This is a genomic window from Citrobacter sp. GW821-FHT07H02 (assembly GCF_059418505.1).
Genome location: NZ_JBWKPZ010000013.1, coordinates 48770 through 70362 on the forward strand (window position 1 = coordinate 48770; position 21593 = coordinate 70362).

A 21593-nucleotide genomic window follows, 5' to 3' on the forward strand; every position below is an offset into this window, starting at 1 on the left:
TTGGGGATGGGAGTGTCGACGAGTGTCGAAAATGACACTTGATGGACATGTTTTCGTCAAAAATGACTATCACCTGAGGAATGCCTGGTGAATCGTTTTGTAATTGCTGACTCCACGCTCTGTATTGGCTGCCACACTTGTGAGGCCGCCTGTTCAGAGACGCATCGCCAGCATGGCCTGCAGTCAATGCCGCGCCTGAAAGTGATGCTTAATGAAAAAGAATCCGCGCCACAACTTTGCCATCATTGCGAAGATGCGCCGTGCGCGACCGTGTGTCCTGTCAACGCCATCAACCGCGTAGATGGCGCTGTACAGCTGAATGAAAGTCTGTGCGTAAGCTGCAAACTGTGTGGGATTGCCTGCCCGTTCGGCGCGATAGAGTTTTCCGGCAGCCGTCCGCTGCATATTCCGGCTAACGCCAATACCCCGAAAGCGCCGCCTGCGCCTCCTGCCCCGGCTCGCGTCAGCACGCTGCTGGACTGGGTGCCGGGTGTTCGCGCCATCGCTGTGAAATGCGATTTGTGCAGTTTTGATGAACAAGGTCCTGCCTGTGTACGGATGTGCCCAACCAAAGCGCTGCACCTGGTTGAAAACACCGATATCGCCCGCGCCAGCAAACGTAAGCGTGAGCTGACGTTCAATACCGATTTTGGCGATCTCACCTTGTTTCAGCAGGCTCAGAGTGGGGATGCAAAATGAGCGTAATTTCACTGATTAATAGCGGCGTGGCCTGGTTTGCCGCCACGGCGGTTCTGGCATTTCTGTTCTCCTTTCACAAAGCGTTGAGCGGCTGGATTGCGGGCGTGGGTGGGGCCATTGGCAGCCTGTTCACGGCGGCAGCGGGTGCTCTTGCGCTGACTCACGCATTGGCGGTCAGCGGTGTGATGCCGTTTATCGGACATACCCTGCAAGTGACGCCGTTAAATGCTATCTGGTTGATTACGCTCGGTCTGTGCGGACTGTTTGTCAGCCTGTACAACATTGACTGGCATCGTCATCCGCAGGTTAAAGCCAACGGTTTGTTGGTGAATTTATTAATGGCGGCAGCGGTCTGCGCCGTGGTCGCCAGCAACCTCGGCACGATGGTGGTGATGGCAGAAATTATGGCGCTGTGCGCCGTGTTCCTGACCGGTGGCAGTAAAGAGGGCAAGCTGTGGTTTGCGCTTGGCCGTATTGGCACACTGCTGCTGGCGGTTGCCTGCTATCTGGTGTGGCAGCGCTATGGCACCCTGGAGCTACGTCTGCTCGACCTGCGCACGCAGGCATTGCCGCTCGGTTCCGACATCTGGCTGCTCGGCGTTGCCGGTTTTGGTCTGCTGGCCGGAATTATCCCGCTGCACGGCTGGGTACCGCAGGCGCATGCCAACGCCAGCGCACCTGCTGCGGCGCTGTTCTCGACTGTCGTCATGAAGGTCGGTTTGTTAGGGATTCTGTCTCTGTCGCTGATTGGCGGCAATGCGCCGCTGTGGTGGGGTATTGCACTGCTGGTGTTGGGCATGATCACCGCGTTTGTCGGCGGTCTGTATGCGTTGATGGAGCATAACATTCAGCGTCTGCTGGCCTACCACACTCTGGAAAACATCGGCATTATTCTGCTCGGCCTTGGGGCTGGCGTGACCGGTATTGCGCTGCAACAACCGGCGCTGATTGCGCTCGGTCTGACGGGCGGTCTCTACCACCTGGTGAACCACAGCCTGTTCAAGAGCGTCCTGTTCCTGGGGGCTGGCAGCATCTGGTTTCGTACCGGTCATCGCGATATCGAAAAACTGGGCGGCATCGGCAAACGTATGCCGGTGATTTCTATCGCCATGCTGGTTGGGTTGATGGCGATGGCCGCGCTGCCGCCGCTGAACGGCTTTGCCGGTGAGTGGGTTATCTACCAGTCTTTCTTCAAACTGGGTAACAGCGGCACATTTATTGGCCGTTTGTTAGGGCCGTTGCTGGCCGTTGGGCTGGCGATTACCGGTGCGCTGGCGGTGATGTGTATGGCGAAAGTCTATGGCGTTACCTTCCTCGGCGCGCCGCGGACCAAAGAGGCGGAGAACGCCTGTTGCGCGCCATTCCTGATGTCGGTGAGCGTAGTGGCGTTGGCGATTTGCTGCGTGTTGGGCGGTGTTGCCGCGCCGTGGCTGCTGCCGCTTCTCGCCTCTGCCGTTCCTCTGCCGCTGGAAACCGCGAATACCACGGTTTCTCAGCCAATGATTACCCTGCTGTTGATTGCCTGTCCGCTGCTGCCTTTCATTATCATGGCGATTTTCAAAGGCAACCGTCTGCCGTCGCGTTCACGCGGTTCGGCATGGGTGTGCGGTTACGATCACGAGCAGTCAATGGTGATCACTGCACACGGTTTTGCCATGCCGGTGAAAGAGGCCTTTGCTCCGATACTCAAACTGCGTAAATGGCTCAATCCGGTCTCACTGGTTCCGGGCTGGCAGAACGCGGCCGCGCCGGTGCTGTTCCGTCGCCTGGCGCTGATTGAGCTGGCGGTGCTGGTGGTGATTGTGGTTTCACGAGGAGCCTAAGAATGAGTGTTTTATATCCGTTAATTCAGGCGCTGGTGTTGTTTGCCACTGCGCCGTTGCTGTCTGGTATTACCCGCGTGGCGCGGGCCCGTTTGCACAATCGTCGCGGACCGGGCGTTTTGCAGGAATATCGCGACATTATCAAACTGCTGGGTCGCCAGAGTATTGCGCCTGCGGATTCCAGCTGGGTTTTTCGCCTGACGCCATTTGTGATGGTGGGCGTGATGCTGACCATCGCGACCGCGCTACCGGTGGTGACCGTCGGTTCTCCGCTGCCGCAACTGGGCGATTTGATCACCCTGATTTACCTCTTCGCGATCGCCCGTTTCTTCTTTTCTATCGCCGGTCTGGATACCGGTAGCCCGTTCACCGCGATTGGCGCCAGCCGTGAAGCGATGCTCGGCGTACTGGTAGAGCCGATTCTGCTGCTTGGCCTGTGGGTCGCGGCGCAGGTGGCCGGTTCCACGCACATCAGCAATATCGCCGACACGATTTACCACTGGCCTGTGGCCCGCAGTATTCCGCTGATTCTGGCGCTGTGCGCCTGCGCATTCGCCACGTTTATTGAGATGGGCAAACTGCCGTTTGACCTCGCGGAAGCGGAGCAGGAGTTGCAGGAAGGTCCGCTGACCGAGTACAGCGGCAGCGGTTTTGCGGTGCTGAAGTGGGGCATCAGCCTGAAACAACTGGTGGTGCTGCAAATGTTTGTCGGCGTGTTCCTGCCGTGGGGACAGATGGAAACCTTTACTGCGGGCGGATTGCTGCTGGCGCTGGTGATTGCCGTCGTCAAGCTGGTTGCTGGCGTACTGGTGATCGCGCTGTTCGAAAACAGCATGGCGCGTCTGCGTTTTTGCGCCACTTCACGCGTGACCTGGGCCGGTTTTGGGTTTGCGTTTTTAGCATTCGTCTCCTTGCTGGCGGCGTGATTAAGAGAGTTTGAGCATGTCTGAAGAAAAATTAGGTCAACAATACCTTGCGGCGCTGCACCAGGCATTTCCGGGCGTAGTACTGGACGAAGCCTGGCAGACCAAAGATCAGCTGACGATTACGGTGAAGGTGAACTACCTGCCGGAAGTGGTCGAGTTCCTGTATTACAAGCAGGGCGGATGGTTGTCCGTGCTGTTCGGTAACGACGAACGCCAGCTGTGCGGCCGTTATGCCGTGTACTACGTACTGTCGATGGAGCAGGGCGTTAAATGCTGGGTCACCGTCCGTGTTGAAGTGGATGCCAATACTCTAGAATTCCCGTCTGTTACCCCACGTGTTCCGGCTGCGGTCTGGGGCGAACGTGAAGTCCGCGACATGTACGGTCTTATCCCGGTAGGTTTGCCGGACGAGCGTCGTCTGGTATTGCCGGATGACTGGCCGGATGAACTCTATCCGCTGCGTAAAGACAGCATGGATTACCGTCAGCGTCCGGCGCCGACTACCGACGCTGAGACTTACCAGTTCATCAACGAACTGGGCGACAAGAAAAACAATGTGGTGCCGATTGGCCCGCTGCATGTGACCTCCGATGAGCCGGGTCACTTCCGTCTGTTCGTTGACGGCGAGAACATTATCGACGCCGACTACCGTCTGTTCTATGTCCACCGCGGCATGGAGAAACTGGCGGAAACCCGTATGGGGTATAACGAAGTCACTTTCCTGTCGGATCGCGTCTGCGGGATTTGCGGCTTTGCCCACAGCACCGCCTATACCACCTCCGTTGAAAACGCGATGGGCATTGTGGTGCCGGAACGTGCGCAGATGATCCGCGCCATTCTGCTGGAAGTGGAGCGTCTGCACTCGCACCTGCTGAACCTCGGCCTGGCCTGTCACTTCACCGGCTTTGACTCCGGCTTTATGCAGTTCTTCCGCGTGCGTGAAACCTCCATGAAAATGGCGGAGATCCTCACCGGGGCGCGTAAAACCTACGGTCTGAACCTGATCGGCGGGATTCGCCGCGATCTGCTGAAAGAGGACATGATCCAGACTCGCCAGCTGGCGCAGCAGATGCGCCGCGACGTGCAGGAGCTGGTGGATATGCTGCTCAGTACGCCGAACATGGAGCAGCGTACCGTCGGTATTGGTCGTCTGGACCCGGAAATCGCCCGTGACTTCAGTAACGTTGGTCCGATGGTTCGCGCCAGCGGTCATGCCCGCGACACCCGCGCCGATCACCCGTTTGTGGGTTACGGTCTGCTGCCGATGGAAGTTCACAGCGAGCAGGGCTGTGACGTGATCTCCCGTCTGAAAGTGCGCATCAACGAAGTCTATACCGCGCTGAATATGATCGATTATGGCCTCGACAATCTGCCGGGCGGCGCGCTGGCGGTGGAAGGCTTTACCTATATTCCGCATCGCTTTGCACTGGGCTTCTCGGAAGCACCGCGTGGGGATGATATCCACTGGAGCATGACCGGCGACAACCAGAAGCTGTACCGCTGGCGCTGCCGTGCGGCGACCTACGCCAACTGGCCGACGCTGCGTTACATGCTGCGCGGCAACACCGTTTCCGATGCGCCGCTGATTATCGGTAGTCTCGATCCTTGCTACTCCTGTACTGACCGTATGACCGTCGTCGACGTGCGTAAGAAGAAGAGCAAAGTCGTGCCATACAAAGAACTTGAGCGCTACAGCATTGAGCGTAAAAACTCGCCGCTGAAATAAGGAATCGCCATGTTTACCTTTATCAAAAAAGTCATTAAAACCGGCACACCGACCTCGTCTTATCCGCTGGAGCCGATCGCGGTTGATAAAAACTTCCGTGGTAAGCCGGAGCATAACCCGCAGCAGTGTATTGGCTGCGCGGCCTGCGTGAATGCCTGTCCGTCAAATGCGCTGACGGTCGAAACCGATCTGGCCACCAATGAACTGGCCTGGCAATTCAACCTCGGTCGCTGCATCTTCTGTGGCCGTTGTGAAGAAGTCTGCCCGACGGCGGCGATCAAACTGTCGCAGGAATACGAACTGGCGGTATGGAAGAAAGAAGACTTTCTGCAGCAGTCTCGCTTTGCGCTGTGTAACTGTCGCGTGTGCAATCGTCCTTTTGCTGTTCAGAAAGAGATCGATTACGCCATTGCGCTGCTTAAGCACAACGGCGACAGCCGTGCGGAAAATCACCGTGAAAGCTTTGAGACCTGCCCGGACTGTAAGCGCCAGAAATGCCTGGTGCCGTCCGACCGTATTGAACTGACTCGCCATATGAAAGAGGCCAGCTGATGAGCAATTTATTAGGCCCACGTAATGCCAATGGTATTCCGGTACCGATGACGGTGGACGAATCCATCGCCAGCATGAAAGCGTCGTTACTGAAAAACATCAAACGTTCGGCGTACGTCTACCGTGTGGACTGCGGCGGTTGCAACGGTTGCGAAATTGAAATTTTCGCCACCCTCTCTCCGCTGTTTGACGCCGAGCGTTTTGGCATCAAAGTGGTACCGTCGCCGCGCCATGCAGACATTCTGCTGTTTACCGGCGCGGTGACCCGCGCAATGCGCTCACCGGCGTTACGTGCCTGGCAATCTGCGCCAGATCCGAAAATTTGTATCTCCTACGGGGCCTGCGGCAACAGCGGTGGTATATTCCACGATCTTTATTGCGTCTGGGGCGGCACCGACAAAATCGTACCGGTGGATGTCTACATTCCTGGCTGTCCGCCAACGCCTGCGGCAACGCTGTACGGCTTTGCGATGGCGCTGGGTCTGCTGGAGCAGAAAATCCATGCGCGTGCGCCAGGTGAACTGGATGAACAGCCCGCTGAGATCCTGCATCCGGAGATGGTGCAACCGCTGCGCGTGAAGATTGATCGCGAAGCGCGTCGTCTGGCCGGTTATCGCTATGGCCGCCAGATTGCCGATGATTACCTGCGCCAGTTAGGGCAGGGCGAGCATCAGGTGGCGCGCTGGCTCGAAGCAGAGAACGATCCGCGTCTGACCGAGATCGTCACTAATCTTAACCATGTTGTTGAAGAGGCGCGTATCCGATGAGTGAAACGGTGGTGTTCAGTCAACTGAGCCGTAAATTTATTGATGAGAATGATGCAACGCCCGCCGAGGCGCAGCAGGTCGTCTATTACAGCCTGGCGATTGGCCACCACCTGGGGGTCATTGATTGTCTGGAAGCGGCGTTGACCTGCCCATGGGATGACTACCTGGCCTGGATCGCCACGCTTGAAGAGGGCAGTGAAGCCCGCCGTAAAATGGAAGGCGTACCGAAGTACGGCGAAATCGTCATTGATTTTAGCCATGTGCAAATGCTGGCGCGCGCGTTTGATAACGCGCTCGCCGTGCAGACGCCGCCGCAACAGGCGTGGAGCAAGCTGATGCTCAGCATGCTTCATGATATTCATCAGGAAAGCGCCATCTATCTGATGGTGAGGAGACACCGTGACTGACGTTTTATTGTGTGTCGGCAACAGTATGATGGGTGACGACGGCGCAGGCCCGCTGCTGGCGGAGATGTGTGCCGCAGCGCCGAAAGGCGACTGGATTGTCATTGACGGCGGCAGTGCGCCGGAAAACGACATCGTGGCGATTCGTGAATTACGCCCAAGCCGCCTGCTGATTGTTGATGCCACCGATATGGGGCTCAATCCCGGCGAGATCCGCATCATCGATCCTGACGACATCGCCGAGATGTTTATGATGACCACCCATAATATGCCGCTCAACTACCTGGTCGATCAGCTCAAAGAGGATGTTGGCGAGGTGATTTTCTTAGGGATTCAGCCGGATATCGTCGGGTTCTACTATCCAATGACCCAGCCGATCAAAGATGCCGTAGAAACGGTTTACCAGCGGCTGGAAGGCTGGGAAGGGCACGGTGGATTTGCGCAGTTAGAGGCTGAGGAATGACAACGCCGGATGGCGGCTTCGCCTTATCCGGCCTACAAAACCACGTAATCGTGTAGGCCGGATAAGCGTTAACGCCATCCGGCACTGCCCGTTACGCTAAATCTTCCCCGTTACTGGCGATCACTTTCTTATACCACCAGAACGATTTTTTCCGCGTCCGTTCCAGCGTACCGTTTCCGGCGTCATCTCTGTCGACATACACAAATCCGTAGCGTTTACTCATTTCGCCGGTAGACGCCGAAACCAGATCGATACAACCCCAGGTGGTGTAGCCCATCAGCGGTACGCCGTCTTCGATAGCGTCGGCCATCGCCCGAATATGCTCGCGCAGATAGCTGATCCGGTAATCGTCATTAATCTCGCCATTTGCGTCGATTTCATCTTTCGCGCCGAGACCGTTTTCCACCAGGAATAACGGTTTCTGATAGCGGTCGTACATCATGTTCATAGTGATGCGCAGACCGAGCGGGTCAATGCCCCAGCCCCATTCGCTCACCGTGATGTGGGGGTTACGCAGGGACTTCACCACGTTGGCTGCGGTGGTGTTGTTGGTGTTCATCTCCGCCGAGGCGCAGCGTGACGCGTAATAGCTGAAGGAGACGAAATCGACGGTATTTTTCAGGATCGCATCATCTTCCGGGGCTTTCTCAATCACCACCCCTTTTTCGCGGAATACGCGAGCGGAATAGGCGGGATACGCGCCGCGTGCCTGCACATCAATAAAGAACAGGTTTTCGCGATCTTTTTCCAGCGCTGTCCAGACATCTTCCGGTTTGCAGGAGTACGGATAAAAGTTACCGCCCGCCAACATACAGCCGACCTGGTTTTGTGGGTTAACCTCGTGGGCGATTTTGGTCGCCAGCGCGCTGGCGACCAGCTCATGGTGCGCGGCCTGGTATTTCACCTGATCCTGGTTTTCTCCCTCTTCAAACACCAGACCGGCACCGGAGAACGGGCTGTGCAGCATAATGTTGATTTCGTTGAAGGTGAGCCAGTATTTCACCAGACCATCAAAGGCCTCGAAGCAGGTACGCGCATAACGGGTGAAAAACTCGACCATTTTGCGGTTGCGCCAGGAGCCGTACTCGGTGACCAGATGCATCGGCACATCGAAGTGACACAGCGTGACTAACGGTTCGATACCGTACTTTTTGCACTCAGCAAACACCGCGCGGTAAAACGCGATGCCTTCCTCGTTCGGCGTCAGTTCGTCGCCGTTAGGATAAAGGCGACTCCAGGCGATGGAGGTGCGAAACACCGTGAAGCCCATTTCCGCCATCAGCGCGATATCATCTTTATAACGATGATAAAAATCAATTGCCTCGTGGCTTGGATAAAACTCGTCATCCCGCAACTGGAAACGCTTTTCCTGACCCAGTTTCACCGGCATACGGCGCTCGCCGTGTGGGATCATATCGACGGTGGTCAGCCCTTTGCCGCCCTCCCGGAATGCCCCTTCAGACTGGTTGGCGGCCAGTGCGCCGCCCCATAAAAATCCTTGCGGAAATACAGACATAGTAAACCTCAATTAATGCCAGTCAGACGCTGGCGCCTTTCGCAGTATTCGGTTGTGCGGCCTGGTTTTTTCTGGCCTGTTCAGCCGCATCTTCGACAGGAATATCTTCAAAGCCAAGGAGTAGCGTCAGCACAAAGGACAGAACTACCGCTAACGCCATCACCCCAAACACCCACACGATGGTCATCGGATTAGCGGGGTCGAAGAACTGAACGCTGGTGAACAGCCCCGGTGCGGCCATTGAGTGGCTGGCAAGACCGGCCATCCCGGCGACTGCGCCGCAGATAAAGCCGCTGATAAGACTCGCAATCAGCGGGCGTTTCAGACGTACCGCCACCCCGTAGAGCGCCGGTTCAGAAATCCCGGCCATAATCGCGGAAGCGGCGGCGGCCAGCGCCGTCTGGCGCAGTTCCGGGTTTTTGGTTTTCCAGGCGACGGCTAAAGAGGAGCCGCCGAGCGACAGGTTGGCGCCAATTTCTGACGGCATAACCATGCCTTCTTTGCCCGTTTCGGCGATGGTCTGGATGATGGTTGGGGTAAAGACGCGGTGCATCCCGGTCATTACCAGCAGCGGCCACAGTGCGCCCATAATGGCGACGGAAAGCCAGCCGAGGTAGCCGTGGATGGTGTAGACCAGCGCGGAAATGGCGCTACCAATCCAGATCCCAATCGGGCCAATCAGCACGATGGCAAGCGGGGCGGCGATCAGGACGATCAGCATCGGTTTGAGGAAGTTTTTGGTCACCGCAGGCGTAATACGATCGACCCAGCGTTCGATGTACGACAGACACCAGGTCATCACCAACGCCGGGATCACCGTGTAGGTATATTTCACCGCGGTTACCGGGATCAGGGCGAACTCCACGTGCTCACCCTGGGCCGCTTTCGCCATCAGGTCGATAAAGCTCGGATGTACCAGCACGCCCGCGATGGCAATCGCCAGCGACATATTGGTTTTGAATTTAATGGCGGCCGACGCCGCGACCATCAGCGGCAGGAAGAAGAACGCGCCGTCGCCGATCACGGTCAGAATGGTCAGCGTCGAAGACCCTTTCACCAGCACACCGGTCATTTCCAGGATCATGGCCAGCAGTTTCAGCATCGATCCGCCGATAATCGCCGGGATCAGCGGGGACATGGTGCCGATCAGCGCGTCAAGGATCCCCGCGCCAATGCGTTTGAGCGTCAGCTTCGGTTTGCCGACGGGCGCTGCGGGCTGCATCTCTCCAGGCAGCAAATTCACGATTTCACGATAAGCCTGTGAAACGGTGTTGCCGATGATCACCTGACATTGGTTGTCATTGCGGACCACGCCGAGTACGCCGCTGAGCGCTTTTAAGGTCGCGCTATCGACACGTGAGTCTTCTTTGACGACGAAACGCAAACGCGTCATGCAGTGTGTGACGGCAGTAATGTTGTCGACACCACCCAAAGCCGACACGATGGAGCCCGCCAGTGCCGCATAATTCTTGGACATCGGAATTTACCCTGTTTTATCAGTAAGGTACGTTATATCGCCATGCTTCGTTGCCTGGAATCTGGCGGTGAGGAAACACACAATAGGAAACCGGTTCCACAAAATCATGATTAATTTTTAGTTTTGTAGCAAGATCAATTTGTGGTCATTTTTATAATTGTGATTATGATCACTCGTTATTTGAGGGGGGATTTGCCATCCAGGACAATCCTGATTGGGTGAAGTACACTGCGTGCCATTGCGTACAAATGGATGAGTAATATGACGACGATGCTGGAGGTGGCGAAGCGCGCCGGTGTGTCGAAGGCGACGGTTTCCCGGGTGCTTTCAGGTAACGGCTACGTCAGCCAGGAGACCAAAGACCGCGTGTTTGAGGCTATCGAAGAGAGCGGATATCGCCCTAATTTGCTGGCGCGCAGTCTGGCGGCCAAGAGCACCCAGACGCTCGGTCTGGTGGTGACGAACACCCTGTATCACGGCGTCTATTTTAGCGAGTTGCTGTTTCATACGGCGCGTATGGCGGAAGACAAAGGCCGTCAGTTGCTCCTTGCCGATGGTAAGCACAGCGCTGAGGAAGAGCGTCAGGCGATCCAGTATCTGCTCGATCTGCGCTGCGACGCGGTGATGATCTACCCGCGTTTTCTCAGCGTGGATGAGATAGATGACATCATCGACAGCCATTCTCAGCCGATTATGGTGCTTAACCGTCAGTTGCGGAAAAACAGCAGCCACAGCGTCTGGTGCGATCAAAAACAGACCAGCTTTAACGCCGTCACGCAGCTGATTGCCTCCGGTCACCAGGAGATCGCGTTTATAACCGGCTCAATGGATTCCCCGACCGGCGTGGAACGTCTTTCAGGTTATAAAGATGCGCTGGCGCATCATGGCATCGCCTTAAATCATGACCTGATTGTGAACGGAAAATGGACGCCCGCCAGCGGCGCGGAAGGCGTCAACACGCTGCTCTCACGTAACGTCAATTTCACGGCGCTGGTCGCCAGTAATGACGACATGGCGATTGGCGCCATCAAACAACTCCATGAGCAGGGAATGAGCGTGCCTGCGCAGGTGTCGGTGATTGGGTTCGATGATATTGCGATGGCACCGTATACCATTCCTGCGCTTTCCAGCGTCAAAATTCCGGTCACTGAGATGGTTCAGGAGACGATTGGGCGGCTTATCTTTATGCTGGACGGCGGGGCATTTACGCCGCCCAAACCCTTTACCGGCGAGCTTATCCGCCGCGACTCGCTAGCGCTGTCACATCCGGGCTAAGGGTTGTCAATTGTCATCGTCACTAGTGACGATGACACCTCAAAATCACACAGCACAAATAAAAATTCGTTTAATAATAGACAGTTAAAAACTGGCACGAATTATGAATACTTCGGCACATAATCTGTCATTGCTGGAGAATTTGATGAACCGTTTCATCATTGCTGACGCTACGAAATGCATTGGTTGCCGTACTTGTGAAGTGGCCTGTGTGGTATCCCATCAGGAAGACCAGGACTGCGCGTCGCTGACCCCTGAAACCTTTTTACCGCGCATCCATGTTATCAAAGGGGTGAACGTCTCCACGGCGACGCTGTGCCGTCAGTGCGAAGACGCACCGTGCGCGAATGTCTGCCCGAACGGTGCAATCAGCCGTGATAAAGGGTTTGTCCACGTCATGCAGGAGCGCTGCATTGGCTGTAAAACCTGCGTGGTGGCGTGCCCGTACGGTGCGATGGAAGTGGTTGTCCGTCCGGTGATCCGCAACAGTGGGGCGGGCCTGAACGTACGTGCAGAAAAAGCAGAAGCCAATAAATGTGACCTGTGCCATCACCGCGATGCGGGCCCGGCCTGTATGGAAGTGTGTCCGACTCACGCTTTGATCTGCGTGGATCGCAACAAGCTTGAGCAACTGAGCGCAGAAAAACGTCGCCGTGCGGCGCTGGATTCTACCGCATCGCTGCTTTTCTGATATCTGAAAATCCGCGTAAAATACGGTAGTACTTATGCCGGATGGCGATGCTCACGCATCTTATCCGGCCTACTGTTCGCATCCCCGTAGGCCTGATAAGCGTAGCGCCATCAGGCAAACCGGGATAGATGACTGCGGAAACGACTTAATGACACTAAACAATCACTCCGGCGTACAGCTGCGTATTCGCGGTAAAGTGCAGGGCGTCGGGTTTCGCCCCTTTGTCTGGCAACTGGCGCAGCAACTGCAACTGCACGGCGATGTCTGTAATGACGGCGATGGCGTCGTCGTTCGCCTGCTGGAAGAGCCCACCACGTTTATCGCTGAACTGCATCAGCATTGTCCGCCGCTGGCGCGTATCGACAGCGTTGAGAGCGAGCCTTTTGCCTGGTCGCAACGGCCTGCTGACTTCACCATTCGCCAAAGCGCGGGGGGAACGATGAACACGCAGATCGTCCCGGATGCCGCCACGTGCCCTGCCTGTCTGACTGAAATGTGTACGCCTGGCGAGCGGCGCTACCGTTACCCCTTTATCAACTGCACCCACTGCGGTCCGCGTTTCACCATTATTCGCGCCATGCCGTACGACCGCCCGTTTACCGTGATGGCGTCATTTCCGCTCTGTCCGCAATGCGACAAGGAGTACCGCGACCCGTATGACCGCCGCTTCCACGCGCAGCCTGTCGCGTGTCCGGCGTGCGGGCCACATCTTGCGTGGCGCTCTGCCGATGTGCAGGCAGAAAAAGAAGAGGCGTTGCAGGCGGCGGTAGCGATGCTGAAAGCCGGGGGTATTGTTGCCATCAAAGGGATTGGTGGTTTTCATCTGGGCTGCGATGCGCGCAACCGCGATGCGGTAGCAACGCTACGGGCGCGTAAGCATCGTCCGGCAAAACCGCTGGCGGTGATGTTGCCGACAGAAAAAGGTCTGCCGGAAGCGGCACGCCGTCTGCTGACCACGCCCGCCGCTCCGATTGTGCTGGTGGATAAACAGTTCGTTGATTCGCTCTGCGACGGCATTGCGCCCGGGCTTGCGGAAGTCGGCGTGATGCTGCCCGCCAATCCGTTACAGCATTTGCTGTTGCAGGAGGTGAACGGTCCGTTGGTGATGACCTCCGGCAATCTGAGTGGTAAACCTCCCGCTATTACCAACGCGCAGGCGCTGGACGATTTGCAGGCGATTGCCGACGGCTTCCTGTTGCATAATCGCGACATCGTGCAACGGATGGATGATTCCGTGGTGCGTGATAGTGGCGAAATGCTGCGCCGTTCACGGGGTTATGTGCCGGACGTGCTGGCGTTGCCGCCAGGTTTTCGCGACGTGCCACCGATGCTCTGCCTGGGAGCCGATCTCAAAAATACCTTCTGCCTGGTGCGTGGGGAACAGGCTGTCATTAGCCAGCATCTGGGCGATCTCAGCGATGATGGCATTCAACACCAGTGGCGTGATGCGCTGCGCCTGATCCAGAGCATTTATGACTTTACGCCGCAACGCATTGTCTGCGATGCGCATCCGGGGTATGTCTCCAGCCAATGGGCGAGTGAGATGAATCTGCCGACTGACATTGTGTTACACCATCATGCCCACGCGGCGGCGTGCATGGCCGAACACGGCTGGTCGCTGAACGGCGGCGATGTGATCGCCCTGACGCTGGACGGCATCGGGATGGGCGAAAACGGCGCGCTGTGGGGAGGCGAGTGTTTACGGGTTAATTATCGTGAATGTGAACACCTTGGTGGATTGCCCGCCGTGGCGCTTGCTGGCGGCGATCTCGCCGCGAAGCAACCCTGGCGTAACCTGTTAGCTCAGTGTCTGCGTTTTGTGCCGGACTGGCAGCGTTATCCGGAAACCGCCGACGTGCAGCGACAGAACTGGAACGTGCTGGCGCGGGCGATTGAGCGCGGGATTAATGCGCCGCTGGCTTCGTCATGTGGGCGTCTGTTTGATGCCGTTGCCGCCGCGTTAGGCTGTGCGCCAGCGTCGCTGAGCTATGAAGGGGAAGCAGCCTGTACGCTGGAAGCATTGGCTTCACAGTGTCAGGGCGTTGAACATCCGGTGACGATGCCATTGATCGGAAATCAACTGGATCTGGCGACCTTCTGGCAGCAGTGGCTGAACTGGCAGGCAACGCCCGGTGAACGCGCGTGGGCTTTTCACGATGCGCTGGCGCGAGGGTTTGCCGCCATGATGCGTGAACAGGCCGCCTCGCGCGGGATCACGACGCTGGTATTCAGCGGTGGGGTGATGCATAACCGCCTGCTGGCGTCGAGGCTGGCCTTTTATCTTGCTGATTTTACGCTGTTGTTCCCGCAGCAATTACCGGCGGGTGATGGCGGACTTTCTCTGGGGCAGGGGGTGATTGCCGCAGCGCGTGGGTTGAACAATCGTGATATGCCGGATGGCGACGCATAGCGTCTTATCCGGCCTACAACGTGCCATATGCCGTAGGCCGGATAAGGCGTAGCCGCCATCCGGCACAACGTCACTTACGCTGGCAGCGTTTTCAACAGGGTGAAAGCCTCCCTCATTCTGTCTTCACTGACCACGAAGGCGCATAACTGGCCTTCGTCGTTCATCCCTTTGGCAACCATCCCGTCAGCTTCTGCCACGATGTGCCAGTTCAGATCCTGACGCTGGGTTTCCCCGGCCAGATGTAACGGCAATTCCGGTGTTTTGATTTTCACGAGCATGGCGGGCAGCTTCAGCGGAACGTTGCCGCCGAGCAGGTTTTTCGCCAGGTACATTGCGCTGAGCTGAATCGGCTGCAGGAAAGGCAGTACCTGACCATTGATTTCCGCACAGTCACCGAGGGCATAAATGTCCGGATGACTGGTTTGCAGGTAGCTGTCCACACAAACGCCGCGATTGAGAGTTAAACCGGCGCGACGCCCCAGCGCCGTTTCCGGACGCAAGCCGGTGGCGGCGATCACCACGTCGACCTCAACACTGCGTTGGCGATCGAACGTTACACGTATCCCGGACGCCGTTTTCTCCAGCCCCTGAAGCTGTGATTTCAGCAACAGATGTACGCCCATCTCGGTCAGGCGATGCTGTAAGCGACTGCTCACTTCTGGCGGCATGAGTGAAGCAAGAATGCTGGCGGCATTATCAATTAACGTCACGGCTTTACCCGCCCGACAGAAATCCATCGCCAGCTCGCAGCCGATCAGACCACCGCCGACAATCAACACCCGGCGCGCATCGCGCAGTTGCGTTTCACACGCGCGGTACTCCTGCTGACTGTTCAGAGTGAGCATTAACTCACGCCCGGCAACAGGAGGAACAAAGGCTGAAGCGCCAGTCGCCAGTACCAGCTTGTCGTACGCCCACTGCATACCCTGACTTTTCACCACGTGTGCATCGGCATCAATGTCGGTGACCCAGGTGTGCGGGAACAGGCGTAAAGTAAACTGTTCGGCAAACTCCCCCGCCGACTGGCGGGTGAGGTCGTCAGCGCGCTGCGCCTGGCTGATAACGTGGCTGAGGTCGGGCTTGTTATATTCATCAATACTGTCAGCCGCAATCAGGGTTAACGGGATATCAGCATCCTGTTTACGGATGTTTTTGACTAACTGGCGGGCGGCGAAGCCCGAGCCAATAATGACAATTCCGTGGCTCATTTTGCCTCCGTTGCCAGTACGTCGAAGACCTCTTTCCCCAATGAACATTCCGGGCAGAGGAAGTTGTCCGGAACGTCGCTCCACGGTGTCCCCGGAGCAACATCCTGCAGAGGCTCACCTTTGACGGGATCGTAAATCCACTGGCATACGCTGCATTGCATGCAGGGGCCGAGGTCGGCTGCCGCTGCGGCGGCACAGGCGCACGCTTCTTCTTTGGCGGTCGCTGTGACATGGGCTTCCGGCAGCGGAGCGAGCGCCCACTGACGCGCAATCTCGCGACCGTGCTGACGGCACAGTTCCAGCGCATCCAGATCCGGGCGCCATTTGGCTTTCAGGCTCAATGACATTTCAAAACCGGCATCCTGCAAGCGGGTAGAGAGACGGTCAACCGCGCCGCCGCTCCAACCGTGAGATCCAAAGGCGCTGGCGCGTTTGTTACGAAAACGCAGACCGGTCATCTCTTCGACCAGACCGGCGATTTTCGGCATCATCACGTTGTTCATCGTGGAGGTGCCGACCAGCACCCCTTTGGAGCGAAAGACGTTGGTCAGAATTTCGTTTTTATCGCTGCGGGCGACGTTAAAAATTTTCACCGCCACGTTCGGGTCCACTTCGTTAATACCCTGAGCGATGGCATCCGCCATCATGCGGGTGTTATTGGACATGGTGTCGTAGAAAAGGGTGATGCGGTCTTCCTGATAATCCGCCGCCCATTTCAGGTACATCTCAACGATCTGCGTTGGGTTGTCGCGCCAGACCACGCCGTGGGAGGTGGCAATCATATCGACCGGCAGATTAAAACCGAGGATTTCGGTGATTTTCGGCGTCACCAGGCGGCTGAACGGGGTCAGAATGTTGGCATAGTAACGCTGGCACTGTTCGAACAGTTCGGTCTGATCCACTTCGTCATTAAACAGACGTTCATCGCAATAGTGCTGGCCGAAGGCGTCGTTACTGAACAGAACCGCATCGCCGGTCATATAGGTCATCATACTGTCCGGCCAGTGCAGCATTGGGGTTTCGACGAAGATCAGCTGTTTGCCGTTGCCGATATCCAGTGCGTCGCCGGTTTTCACCACGTTGAAATTCCACTCCGGATGATGATGATGGCCGGTGATAGAATCAATGGCATTCGCGGTGCAGTAGATCGGCGTATCCGGGATCTGCATCATCAGCTCGGTCATCGCACCGGCGTGGTCCTCTTCTGCGTGGTTGATGATGATGTAATCAATGTCTGCGAGGTCAATTTCACTGCGCAGGTTTTGCACGAATTCACGGCTGAACTTATGGTCGACGGTGTCGATCAGCACATTTTTTTCTTCACGGATGAGATAGCTGTTGTAGCTGCTGCCGCGCAGCGTTTTATATTCAGTCCCGTGAAAATCACGGACTTCCCAGTCACGTTGGCCAACCCAATGAATGTTATTTTTAACCAGAATAGACATAGCAACCTCAATGAATTCAGTGTTTTCCCAAAAAGATGTCTTTCTGATTGCAGGTTGCATGCCAACTTTTTAATATTTTGATTTTAAACAGTTTTTAAAATTATACTCCCAAGTTGGTAGTCAAAATGACTATTCATTAAATGGTCACTATGACAATATGAATGGTCAAAATGACAATGAGGGCGTTATGCGTTTTTCCGTTGATGTACTGGCGAGTATCGCCATTGAATTGCAACGCGGTATCGGCCATCAGGACAGATTTCAGCGCCTGATCACGACGCTTCGGCAGGTGCTGGAATGTGATGCTTCCGCGCTGTTGCGCTACGAGGCGCGCCAGTTTATTCCGCTGGCGATTGATGGCCTGGCGCGCGATGTGCTTGGTAGACGCTTTACGCTGGAAGGGCATCCGCGTCTGGAGGCCATCGCCCGCGCCGGGGACGTGGTGCGCTTCCCGGCCGACAGCGATTTACCCGACCCCTATGACGGATTGATTCCAGGACAAGAGAGCCTGAAGGTACACGCCTGCATTGGCCTGCCGCTGTTCGCCGGACAGAACCTGATTGGCGCGCTGACGCTCGACGGCATGGCGCCAGACCAGTTTGATGTTTTCAGTGATGAAGAACTGCGTCTGATTGCCGCGCTGGCGTCCGGGGCGCTGAGTAACGCGCTGCTGATTGAACAACTGGAAAGCCAGAACATGTCGCCGGGCTCATCCTCCGCGTTTGAGCAGGTAAAAGAGACGCAGATGATTGGCCTTTCACCCAGCATGATGCAGTTAAAAAAAGAGATCGAGATTGTGGCGGGCTCTGACCTTAACGTGCTGATCAGCGGCGAGACAGGGACCGGTAAAGAGTTGGTGGCAAAAGCCATCCATGAAGGCTCGCCGCGTGCGGTGAATCCATTGGTCTATCTCAACTGCGCCGCGCTGCCGGAAAGCGTGGCGGAGAGTGAACTATTTGGTCATGTCAAAGGGGCGTTTACCGGGGCCATCAGCAACCGCAGCGGTAAGTTCGAAATGGCCGATAACGGCACCCTGTTTCTGGACGAGATTGGTGAACTGTCATTAGCGCTGCAGGCCAAGTTGCTGCGCGTATTACAGTACGGCGATATTCAGCGTGTTGGCGACGATCGTAGTCTGCGCGTTGATGTACGCGTACTGGCGGCGACCAACCGTGATCTGCGCGAAGAAGTCCTGGCCGGGCGTTTCAGGGCCGACCTGTTTCACCGTTTGAGCGTCTTCCCGCTTTCCGTACCGCCTCTGCGCGAGCGCGGTGAGGATGTGGTGTTGCTGGCGGGCTATTTTTGCGAGCAGTGCCGGCTGCGATTGGGGCTTTCACGCGTGGTGCTGAGTCCAGCCGCGCGCAGTCATCTGCTGAATTATGGCTGGCCAGGAAACGTGCGCGAACTGGAACATGCGATCCATCGTGCCGTGGTACTGGCGAGGGCAACGAAAGCAGGGGATGAAGTGGGGCTGGAAGCCACGCATTTTGCGTTACAGGACGCGTCGGTTATACCACCGCCGGAACCGACGACAGAATTGCCGCTCAATCAAAATCTGCGTGACGCGACGGAGCGTTTTCAGCGGGAGATGATCCGCCGGGCGCTGGCGCAAAATAATCATAACTGGGCGGCCAGCGCGCGGGCGCTTGAAACAGACGTCGCCAATCTGCACCGACTGGCGAAGCGTCTGGGACTCAAAGATTAGAGAATGCCTGCCTGATAAAAATCCTGCAGGTTAATGGCGCCGGTGAGTTTGCCGTTTTCATCCACCACCGGGGCGGCGGTAATTTTGCGCTTCATCAGGATCTCTTTGGCGTCAATGGCGCGGCTTTGTGCCTGTAGCGTGACGCCATTGTGGGTCATTGCGTCACTGACCGGCGTGGTGAGCGCGCCGCCGCCCACTAACCAGCGACGCAGGTCGCCGTCGGTAAATACGCCTTTCACATAGGCTTCATCGTCACAGACCGCGACCAGACCCAGCCCGGTTCGGCTCAATTCCAGCATCGCGTCCATTACGCTGGTGGCAAGCTGAACCTGAGGCACCGCATCGTCCCGACGCATCAGATGATGCACGTTATTCAGCAAACGCGCGCCCAATGCGCCAGCCGGATGGGAGCGGGCAAAATCTTCCTCGTTAAAACCGCGCGCCTGCATCACTGCCATCGCCAGCGCATCGCCCATCATCAGGGTGTTTACCGTGCTGGAGGTCGGCGCCAGATGCATCGGGCAGGCTTCACGTTCGACGGAGATATCCAGCACGGCTTTCGCCGCCAGACCCAGCGGGGAGGAGGGTTTTCCGGTCATCGCCAGCAGGGCGACCGATTTGTCTTCGAGGCGTGGAATGATGAGATCCAGCTCTTTCGCGCCGCCGGAATAGGAGATAAACAGCATGACGTCACGGCTTTCGATCATCCCCAGATCGCCGTGCAGCGCTTCCGCCGGGTGAACGAAAAAAGCCGGAGTGCCGGTGCTGGCGAGGGTTGCCGCAATTTTTTTGCCAATATGACCGGACTTGCCGATACCGGAGACAATCACCTTGCCTTCGCAGTGGATAATGGTATTCGCGGCGCGGACAAAATCATCGCCCAGACGCTCTGGCAGACGGCTCGCTTCCTGTAGCTCCAGCATTAATGTCTGACGACCCGCGTTCAGTAGTGCATCACTCATTGGTTTCTCCGGTTATGATCACTTCAATCCCTTTTGCCGATGATCAGGGACAACAAAAACTGCCGCTGTTCCCGCTTATTCACGCAATAGCAGTACGCGATGATAGTGCATTCAGAGGGGGGGAATCATAGAAAAGGATCATGTTGAAGAGGGATTCATCACTGGCGTGATAAAAGGAATCGCTATTTTTGCTGCTAAAAATAGGTAGCGATAGCGACTACCGCTTCCTTGTGCGGCGGAGGATGCTTTACCATACTTCACTCTGGCTGAATTTGTTTAATGGATGGCTCATGTTCAAGCGTCGTTATGTAGCATTACTTCCCCTTTGTGTGTTGTTGGCTGCCTGTAGCAGCAAACCGAAACCTTCAGAGACTCAAACGACAACGGGGACGCCGTCCGGCGGTTTCCTGCTTGAGCCCCAACACAACGTGATGCAGATGGGCGGCGATTTCGCCAATAACCCCAATGCGCAGCAGTTCATCGACAAAATGGTGAGCAAACACGGCTTCGACCGCCAACAGTTGCAGGAGATCCTGTCACAGGCCAAACGTCTGGATTACGTGCTGCGTCTGATGGACAGACAAGCCCCGACGGCTCAAGCGCCTACCGGACCTAACGGCGCATGGCTGCGCTATCGCAAGCAGTTCATCACCCCGGATAATGTGCAAAATGGCGTGGTGTTCTGGAATCAGTACGAAGATGCGCTGAATCGCGCATGGCAGGTTTATGGCGTACCGCCGGAGATCATCGTCGGGATTATCGGGGTTGAAACGCGCTGGGGGCGTGTGATGGGTAAAACGCGCATTCTGGATGCGCTGGCGACGCTGTCGTTCAACTACCCACGCCGGGCGGAGTACTTCTCCAGCGAGCTGGAAACCTTCTTACTGATGGCGCGTAACGAACAGGATGATCCGCTGAACCTGAAAGGTTCTTTTGCGGGCGCGATGGGTTACGGACAGTTTATGCCGTCCTCCTACAAAGAGTATGCGGTTGACTTCAACGGCGACGGTCATATTAACCTGTGGGATCCGGTCGATGCCATCGGTAGCGTTGCAAACTACTTTAAAGGACACGGTTGGGAGAAAGGCGATACGGTGGCGGTGATGGCTAACGGCCAGGCGCCAGGCCTTGCGAATGGCTTTAAAACCCAGTACAGCATCTCCCAACTTGCTGCTGCCGGGTTAACGCCGCAGCAGTCGCTGGGTAATCATCAAAAGGCCAGCTTGTTGCGTCTTGATATCGGCACCGGCTACCAGTACTGGTACGGTTTACCGAACTTCTATGCCATTACCCGCTATAACCACAGCACCCATTATGCCATGGCGGTCTGGCAGCTTGGTCAGGCCGTCGCGCTGGCACGTGTGCAGTAATTCTCTTTTGCCGGATGGCGGCTTTGCCATATCTGGCCTACGGGGCTGAGTTCCTTTGTAGGTCGGATAAGATGCCTGAGCATCGTCATCCGGCGCTATTTTTAACGCGGTTAATCTATTTCCTGAATCCTCCTCGAAAAATCGTCACCTCATCCCCATCTCATTGAGGGAAGT

18 protein-coding genes are annotated in these 21593 nt (G+C 56.5%); 13 read left to right on the top strand and 5 right to left on the bottom strand.

Translation table 11 applies throughout. The features are described 5' to 3' along the window. Positions 1-87: 87 nt before the first annotated feature. From hycB to hycI, 8 genes are read left to right on the top strand one after another with little or no spacing between them, the layout of a single operon-like run. Complete coding sequence (gene hycB / locus AC07NP_RS14010) at positions 88-699, top strand: formate hydrogenlyase subunit HycB (RefSeq protein ID WP_192613224.1); 612 nt, start codon at positions 88-90, stop codon at positions 697-699. Beyond that, a complete protein-coding gene (hycC, locus tag AC07NP_RS14015; protein WP_494660839.1) occupies positions 696-2522 on the top strand; it encodes a formate hydrogenlyase subunit 3 in 1827 nt (608 codons plus the stop codon). Before hycB ends, hycC begins: the two co-directional genes overlap by 4 nt. Positions 2523-2524: 2 nt before the next feature. Then, the gene (locus tag AC07NP_RS14020; protein ID WP_494660840.1) at positions 2525-3448 is read left to right on the top strand and encodes a respiratory chain complex I subunit 1 family protein; all 924 of its coding nucleotides are present in this window, start codon (positions 2525-2527) and stop codon (positions 3446-3448) included. A gap of 16 nt (positions 3449-3464) precedes the next feature. Beyond that, the gene (gene hycE, locus AC07NP_RS14025) at positions 3465-5174 is read left to right on the top strand and encodes a formate hydrogenlyase subunit HycE (RefSeq protein ID WP_494660841.1); all 1710 of its coding nucleotides are present in this window, start codon (positions 3465-3467) and stop codon (positions 5172-5174) included. A 9-nt stretch (positions 5175-5183) separates the two neighbouring features. Further along, positions 5184-5726: a formate hydrogenlyase subunit HycF gene (hycF, locus tag AC07NP_RS14030; protein WP_203360244.1), complete on the top strand. Its 543-nt coding sequence runs from the start codon at positions 5184-5186 to the stop codon at positions 5724-5726. Continuing rightward, the gene (gene hycG / locus AC07NP_RS14035) at positions 5726-6493 is read left to right on the top strand and encodes a formate hydrogenlyase subunit HycG (RefSeq protein WP_494660842.1); all 768 of its coding nucleotides are present in this window, start codon (positions 5726-5728) and stop codon (positions 6491-6493) included. Before hycF ends, hycG begins: the two co-directional genes overlap by 1 nt. After that, the gene (locus AC07NP_RS14040; RefSeq protein ID WP_162381904.1) at positions 6490-6900 is read left to right on the top strand and encodes a formate hydrogenlyase maturation HycH family protein; all 411 of its coding nucleotides are present in this window, start codon (positions 6490-6492) and stop codon (positions 6898-6900) included. The genes hycG and AC07NP_RS14040 overlap by 4 nt, the downstream gene beginning before the upstream one ends. After that, positions 6893-7360, top strand: coding sequence for a hydrogenase maturation peptidase HycI (gene hycI, locus AC07NP_RS14045; RefSeq protein WP_494660843.1), 468 nt, complete (start codon positions 6893-6895; stop codon positions 7358-7360). Before AC07NP_RS14040 ends, hycI begins: the two co-directional genes overlap by 8 nt. Positions 7361-7451: 91 nt before the next feature. Here hycI and AC07NP_RS14050 read toward each other — a convergent pair whose 3' ends face one another. Next, positions 7452-8876 (bottom strand): 6-phospho-beta-glucosidase, encoded by a 1425-nt coding sequence (locus AC07NP_RS14050; protein ID WP_494660844.1) that lies wholly within the window; start codon positions 8874-8876, stop codon positions 7452-7454. A gap of 22 nt (positions 8877-8898) precedes the next feature. Next, complete coding sequence (ascF, locus tag AC07NP_RS14055) at positions 8899-10353, bottom strand: PTS cellobiose/arbutin/salicin transporter subunit IIBC (RefSeq protein ID WP_203360248.1); 1455 nt, start codon at positions 10351-10353, stop codon at positions 8899-8901. 261 nt (positions 10354-10614) lie between these two features. Between ascF and AC07NP_RS14060 the strand changes: the two genes are divergently transcribed. From AC07NP_RS14060 to hypF, 3 genes are all read left to right on the top strand, one after another. After that, positions 10615-11628, top strand: a complete 1014-nt coding sequence (locus AC07NP_RS14060) for a LacI family DNA-binding transcriptional regulator (RefSeq protein ID WP_494660845.1) — start codon at positions 10615-10617, stop codon at positions 11626-11628. A gap of 145 nt (positions 11629-11773) precedes the next feature. Beyond that, the gene (hydN, locus tag AC07NP_RS14065) at positions 11774-12319 is read left to right on the top strand and encodes an electron transport protein HydN (protein WP_192613214.1); all 546 of its coding nucleotides are present in this window, start codon (positions 11774-11776) and stop codon (positions 12317-12319) included. A gap of 148 nt (positions 12320-12467) precedes the next feature. Next, a complete protein-coding gene (gene hypF, locus AC07NP_RS14070) occupies positions 12468-14729 on the top strand; it encodes a carbamoyltransferase HypF (protein WP_494660846.1) in 2262 nt (753 codons plus the stop codon). A gap of 74 nt (positions 14730-14803) precedes the next feature. On the opposite strand, the gene norW is transcribed toward hypF, so the two are convergent. Both norW and norV read right to left on the bottom strand, forming a co-directional pair. Beyond that, positions 14804-15937: an NADH:flavorubredoxin reductase NorW gene (gene norW / locus AC07NP_RS14075; protein ID WP_494660847.1), complete on the bottom strand. Its 1134-nt coding sequence runs from the start codon at positions 15935-15937 to the stop codon at positions 14804-14806. Further along, positions 15934-17382, bottom strand: coding sequence for an anaerobic nitric oxide reductase flavorubredoxin (norV, locus tag AC07NP_RS14080; RefSeq protein ID WP_494660848.1), 1449 nt, complete (start codon positions 17380-17382; stop codon positions 15934-15936). The genes norW and norV overlap by 4 nt, the downstream gene beginning before the upstream one ends. 187 nt (positions 17383-17569) lie before the next feature. On the opposite strand from norV, the gene norR reads away from it, so the two are divergent. Further along, the gene (gene norR / locus AC07NP_RS14085; protein ID WP_494660849.1) at positions 17570-19087 is read left to right on the top strand and encodes a nitric oxide reductase transcriptional regulator NorR; all 1518 of its coding nucleotides are present in this window, start codon (positions 17570-17572) and stop codon (positions 19085-19087) included. Here norR and gutQ read toward each other — a convergent pair. Then, positions 19084-20049, bottom strand: a complete 966-nt coding sequence (gene gutQ, locus AC07NP_RS14090) for an arabinose-5-phosphate isomerase GutQ (protein WP_192613209.1) — start codon at positions 20047-20049, stop codon at positions 19084-19086. The genes norR and gutQ overlap by 4 nt on opposite strands. A gap of 290 nt (positions 20050-20339) precedes the next feature. On the opposite strand from gutQ, the gene mltB reads away from it, so the two are divergent. After that, positions 20340-21419, top strand: coding sequence for a lytic murein transglycosylase B (gene mltB, locus AC07NP_RS14095; RefSeq protein ID WP_203360255.1), 1080 nt, complete (start codon positions 20340-20342; stop codon positions 21417-21419). Positions 21420-21593 lie beyond the last annotated feature (174 nt).

What these genes read in the sequence shown, in the direction of transcription:
- hycC (WP_494660839.1), top strand. Translation starts at nt 696, where the DNA reads ATGAGCGTAATTTCACTGATTAATAGCGGCGTGGCCTGGTTTGCCGCC.
- AC07NP_RS14020 (WP_494660840.1), top strand. Translation starts at nt 2,525, where the DNA reads ATGAGTGTTTTATATCCGTTAATTCAGGCGCTGGTGTTGTTTGCCACT.
- hycE (WP_494660841.1), top strand. Translation starts at nt 3,465, where the DNA reads ATGTCTGAAGAAAAATTAGGTCAACAATACCTTGCGGCGCTGCACCAG.
- hycF (WP_203360244.1), top strand. Translation starts at nt 5,184, where the DNA reads ATGTTTACCTTTATCAAAAAAGTCATTAAAACCGGCACACCGACCTCG.
- hycG (WP_494660842.1), top strand. Translation starts at nt 5,726, where the DNA reads ATGAGCAATTTATTAGGCCCACGTAATGCCAATGGTATTCCGGTACCG.
- AC07NP_RS14040 (WP_162381904.1), top strand. Translation starts at nt 6,490, where the DNA reads ATGAGTGAAACGGTGGTGTTCAGTCAACTGAGCCGTAAATTTATTGAT.
- AC07NP_RS14050 (WP_494660844.1), bottom strand. Translation starts at nt 8,876, where the DNA reads ATGTCTGTATTTCCGCAAGGATTTTTATGGGGCGGCGCACTGGCCGCC.
- ascF (WP_203360248.1), bottom strand. Translation starts at nt 10,353, where the DNA reads ATGTCCAAGAATTATGCGGCACTGGCGGGCTCCATCGTGTCGGCTTTG.
- AC07NP_RS14060 (WP_494660845.1), top strand. Translation starts at nt 10,615, where the DNA reads ATGACGACGATGCTGGAGGTGGCGAAGCGCGCCGGTGTGTCGAAGGCG.
- hydN (WP_192613214.1), top strand. Translation starts at nt 11,774, where the DNA reads ATGAACCGTTTCATCATTGCTGACGCTACGAAATGCATTGGTTGCCGT.
- hypF (WP_494660846.1), top strand. Translation starts at nt 12,468, where the DNA reads ATGACACTAAACAATCACTCCGGCGTACAGCTGCGTATTCGCGGTAAA.
- norW (WP_494660847.1), bottom strand. Translation starts at nt 15,937, where the DNA reads ATGAGCCACGGAATTGTCATTATTGGCTCGGGCTTCGCCGCCCGCCAG.
- norV (WP_494660848.1), bottom strand. Translation starts at nt 17,382, where the DNA reads ATGTCTATTCTGGTTAAAAATAACATTCATTGGGTTGGCCAACGTGAC.
- norR (WP_494660849.1), top strand. Translation starts at nt 17,570, where the DNA reads ATGCGTTTTTCCGTTGATGTACTGGCGAGTATCGCCATTGAATTGCAA.
- gutQ (WP_192613209.1), bottom strand. Translation starts at nt 20,049, where the DNA reads ATGAGTGATGCACTACTGAACGCGGGTCGTCAGACATTAATGCTGGAG.
- mltB (WP_203360255.1), top strand. Translation starts at nt 20,340, where the DNA reads ATGTTCAAGCGTCGTTATGTAGCATTACTTCCCCTTTGTGTGTTGTTG.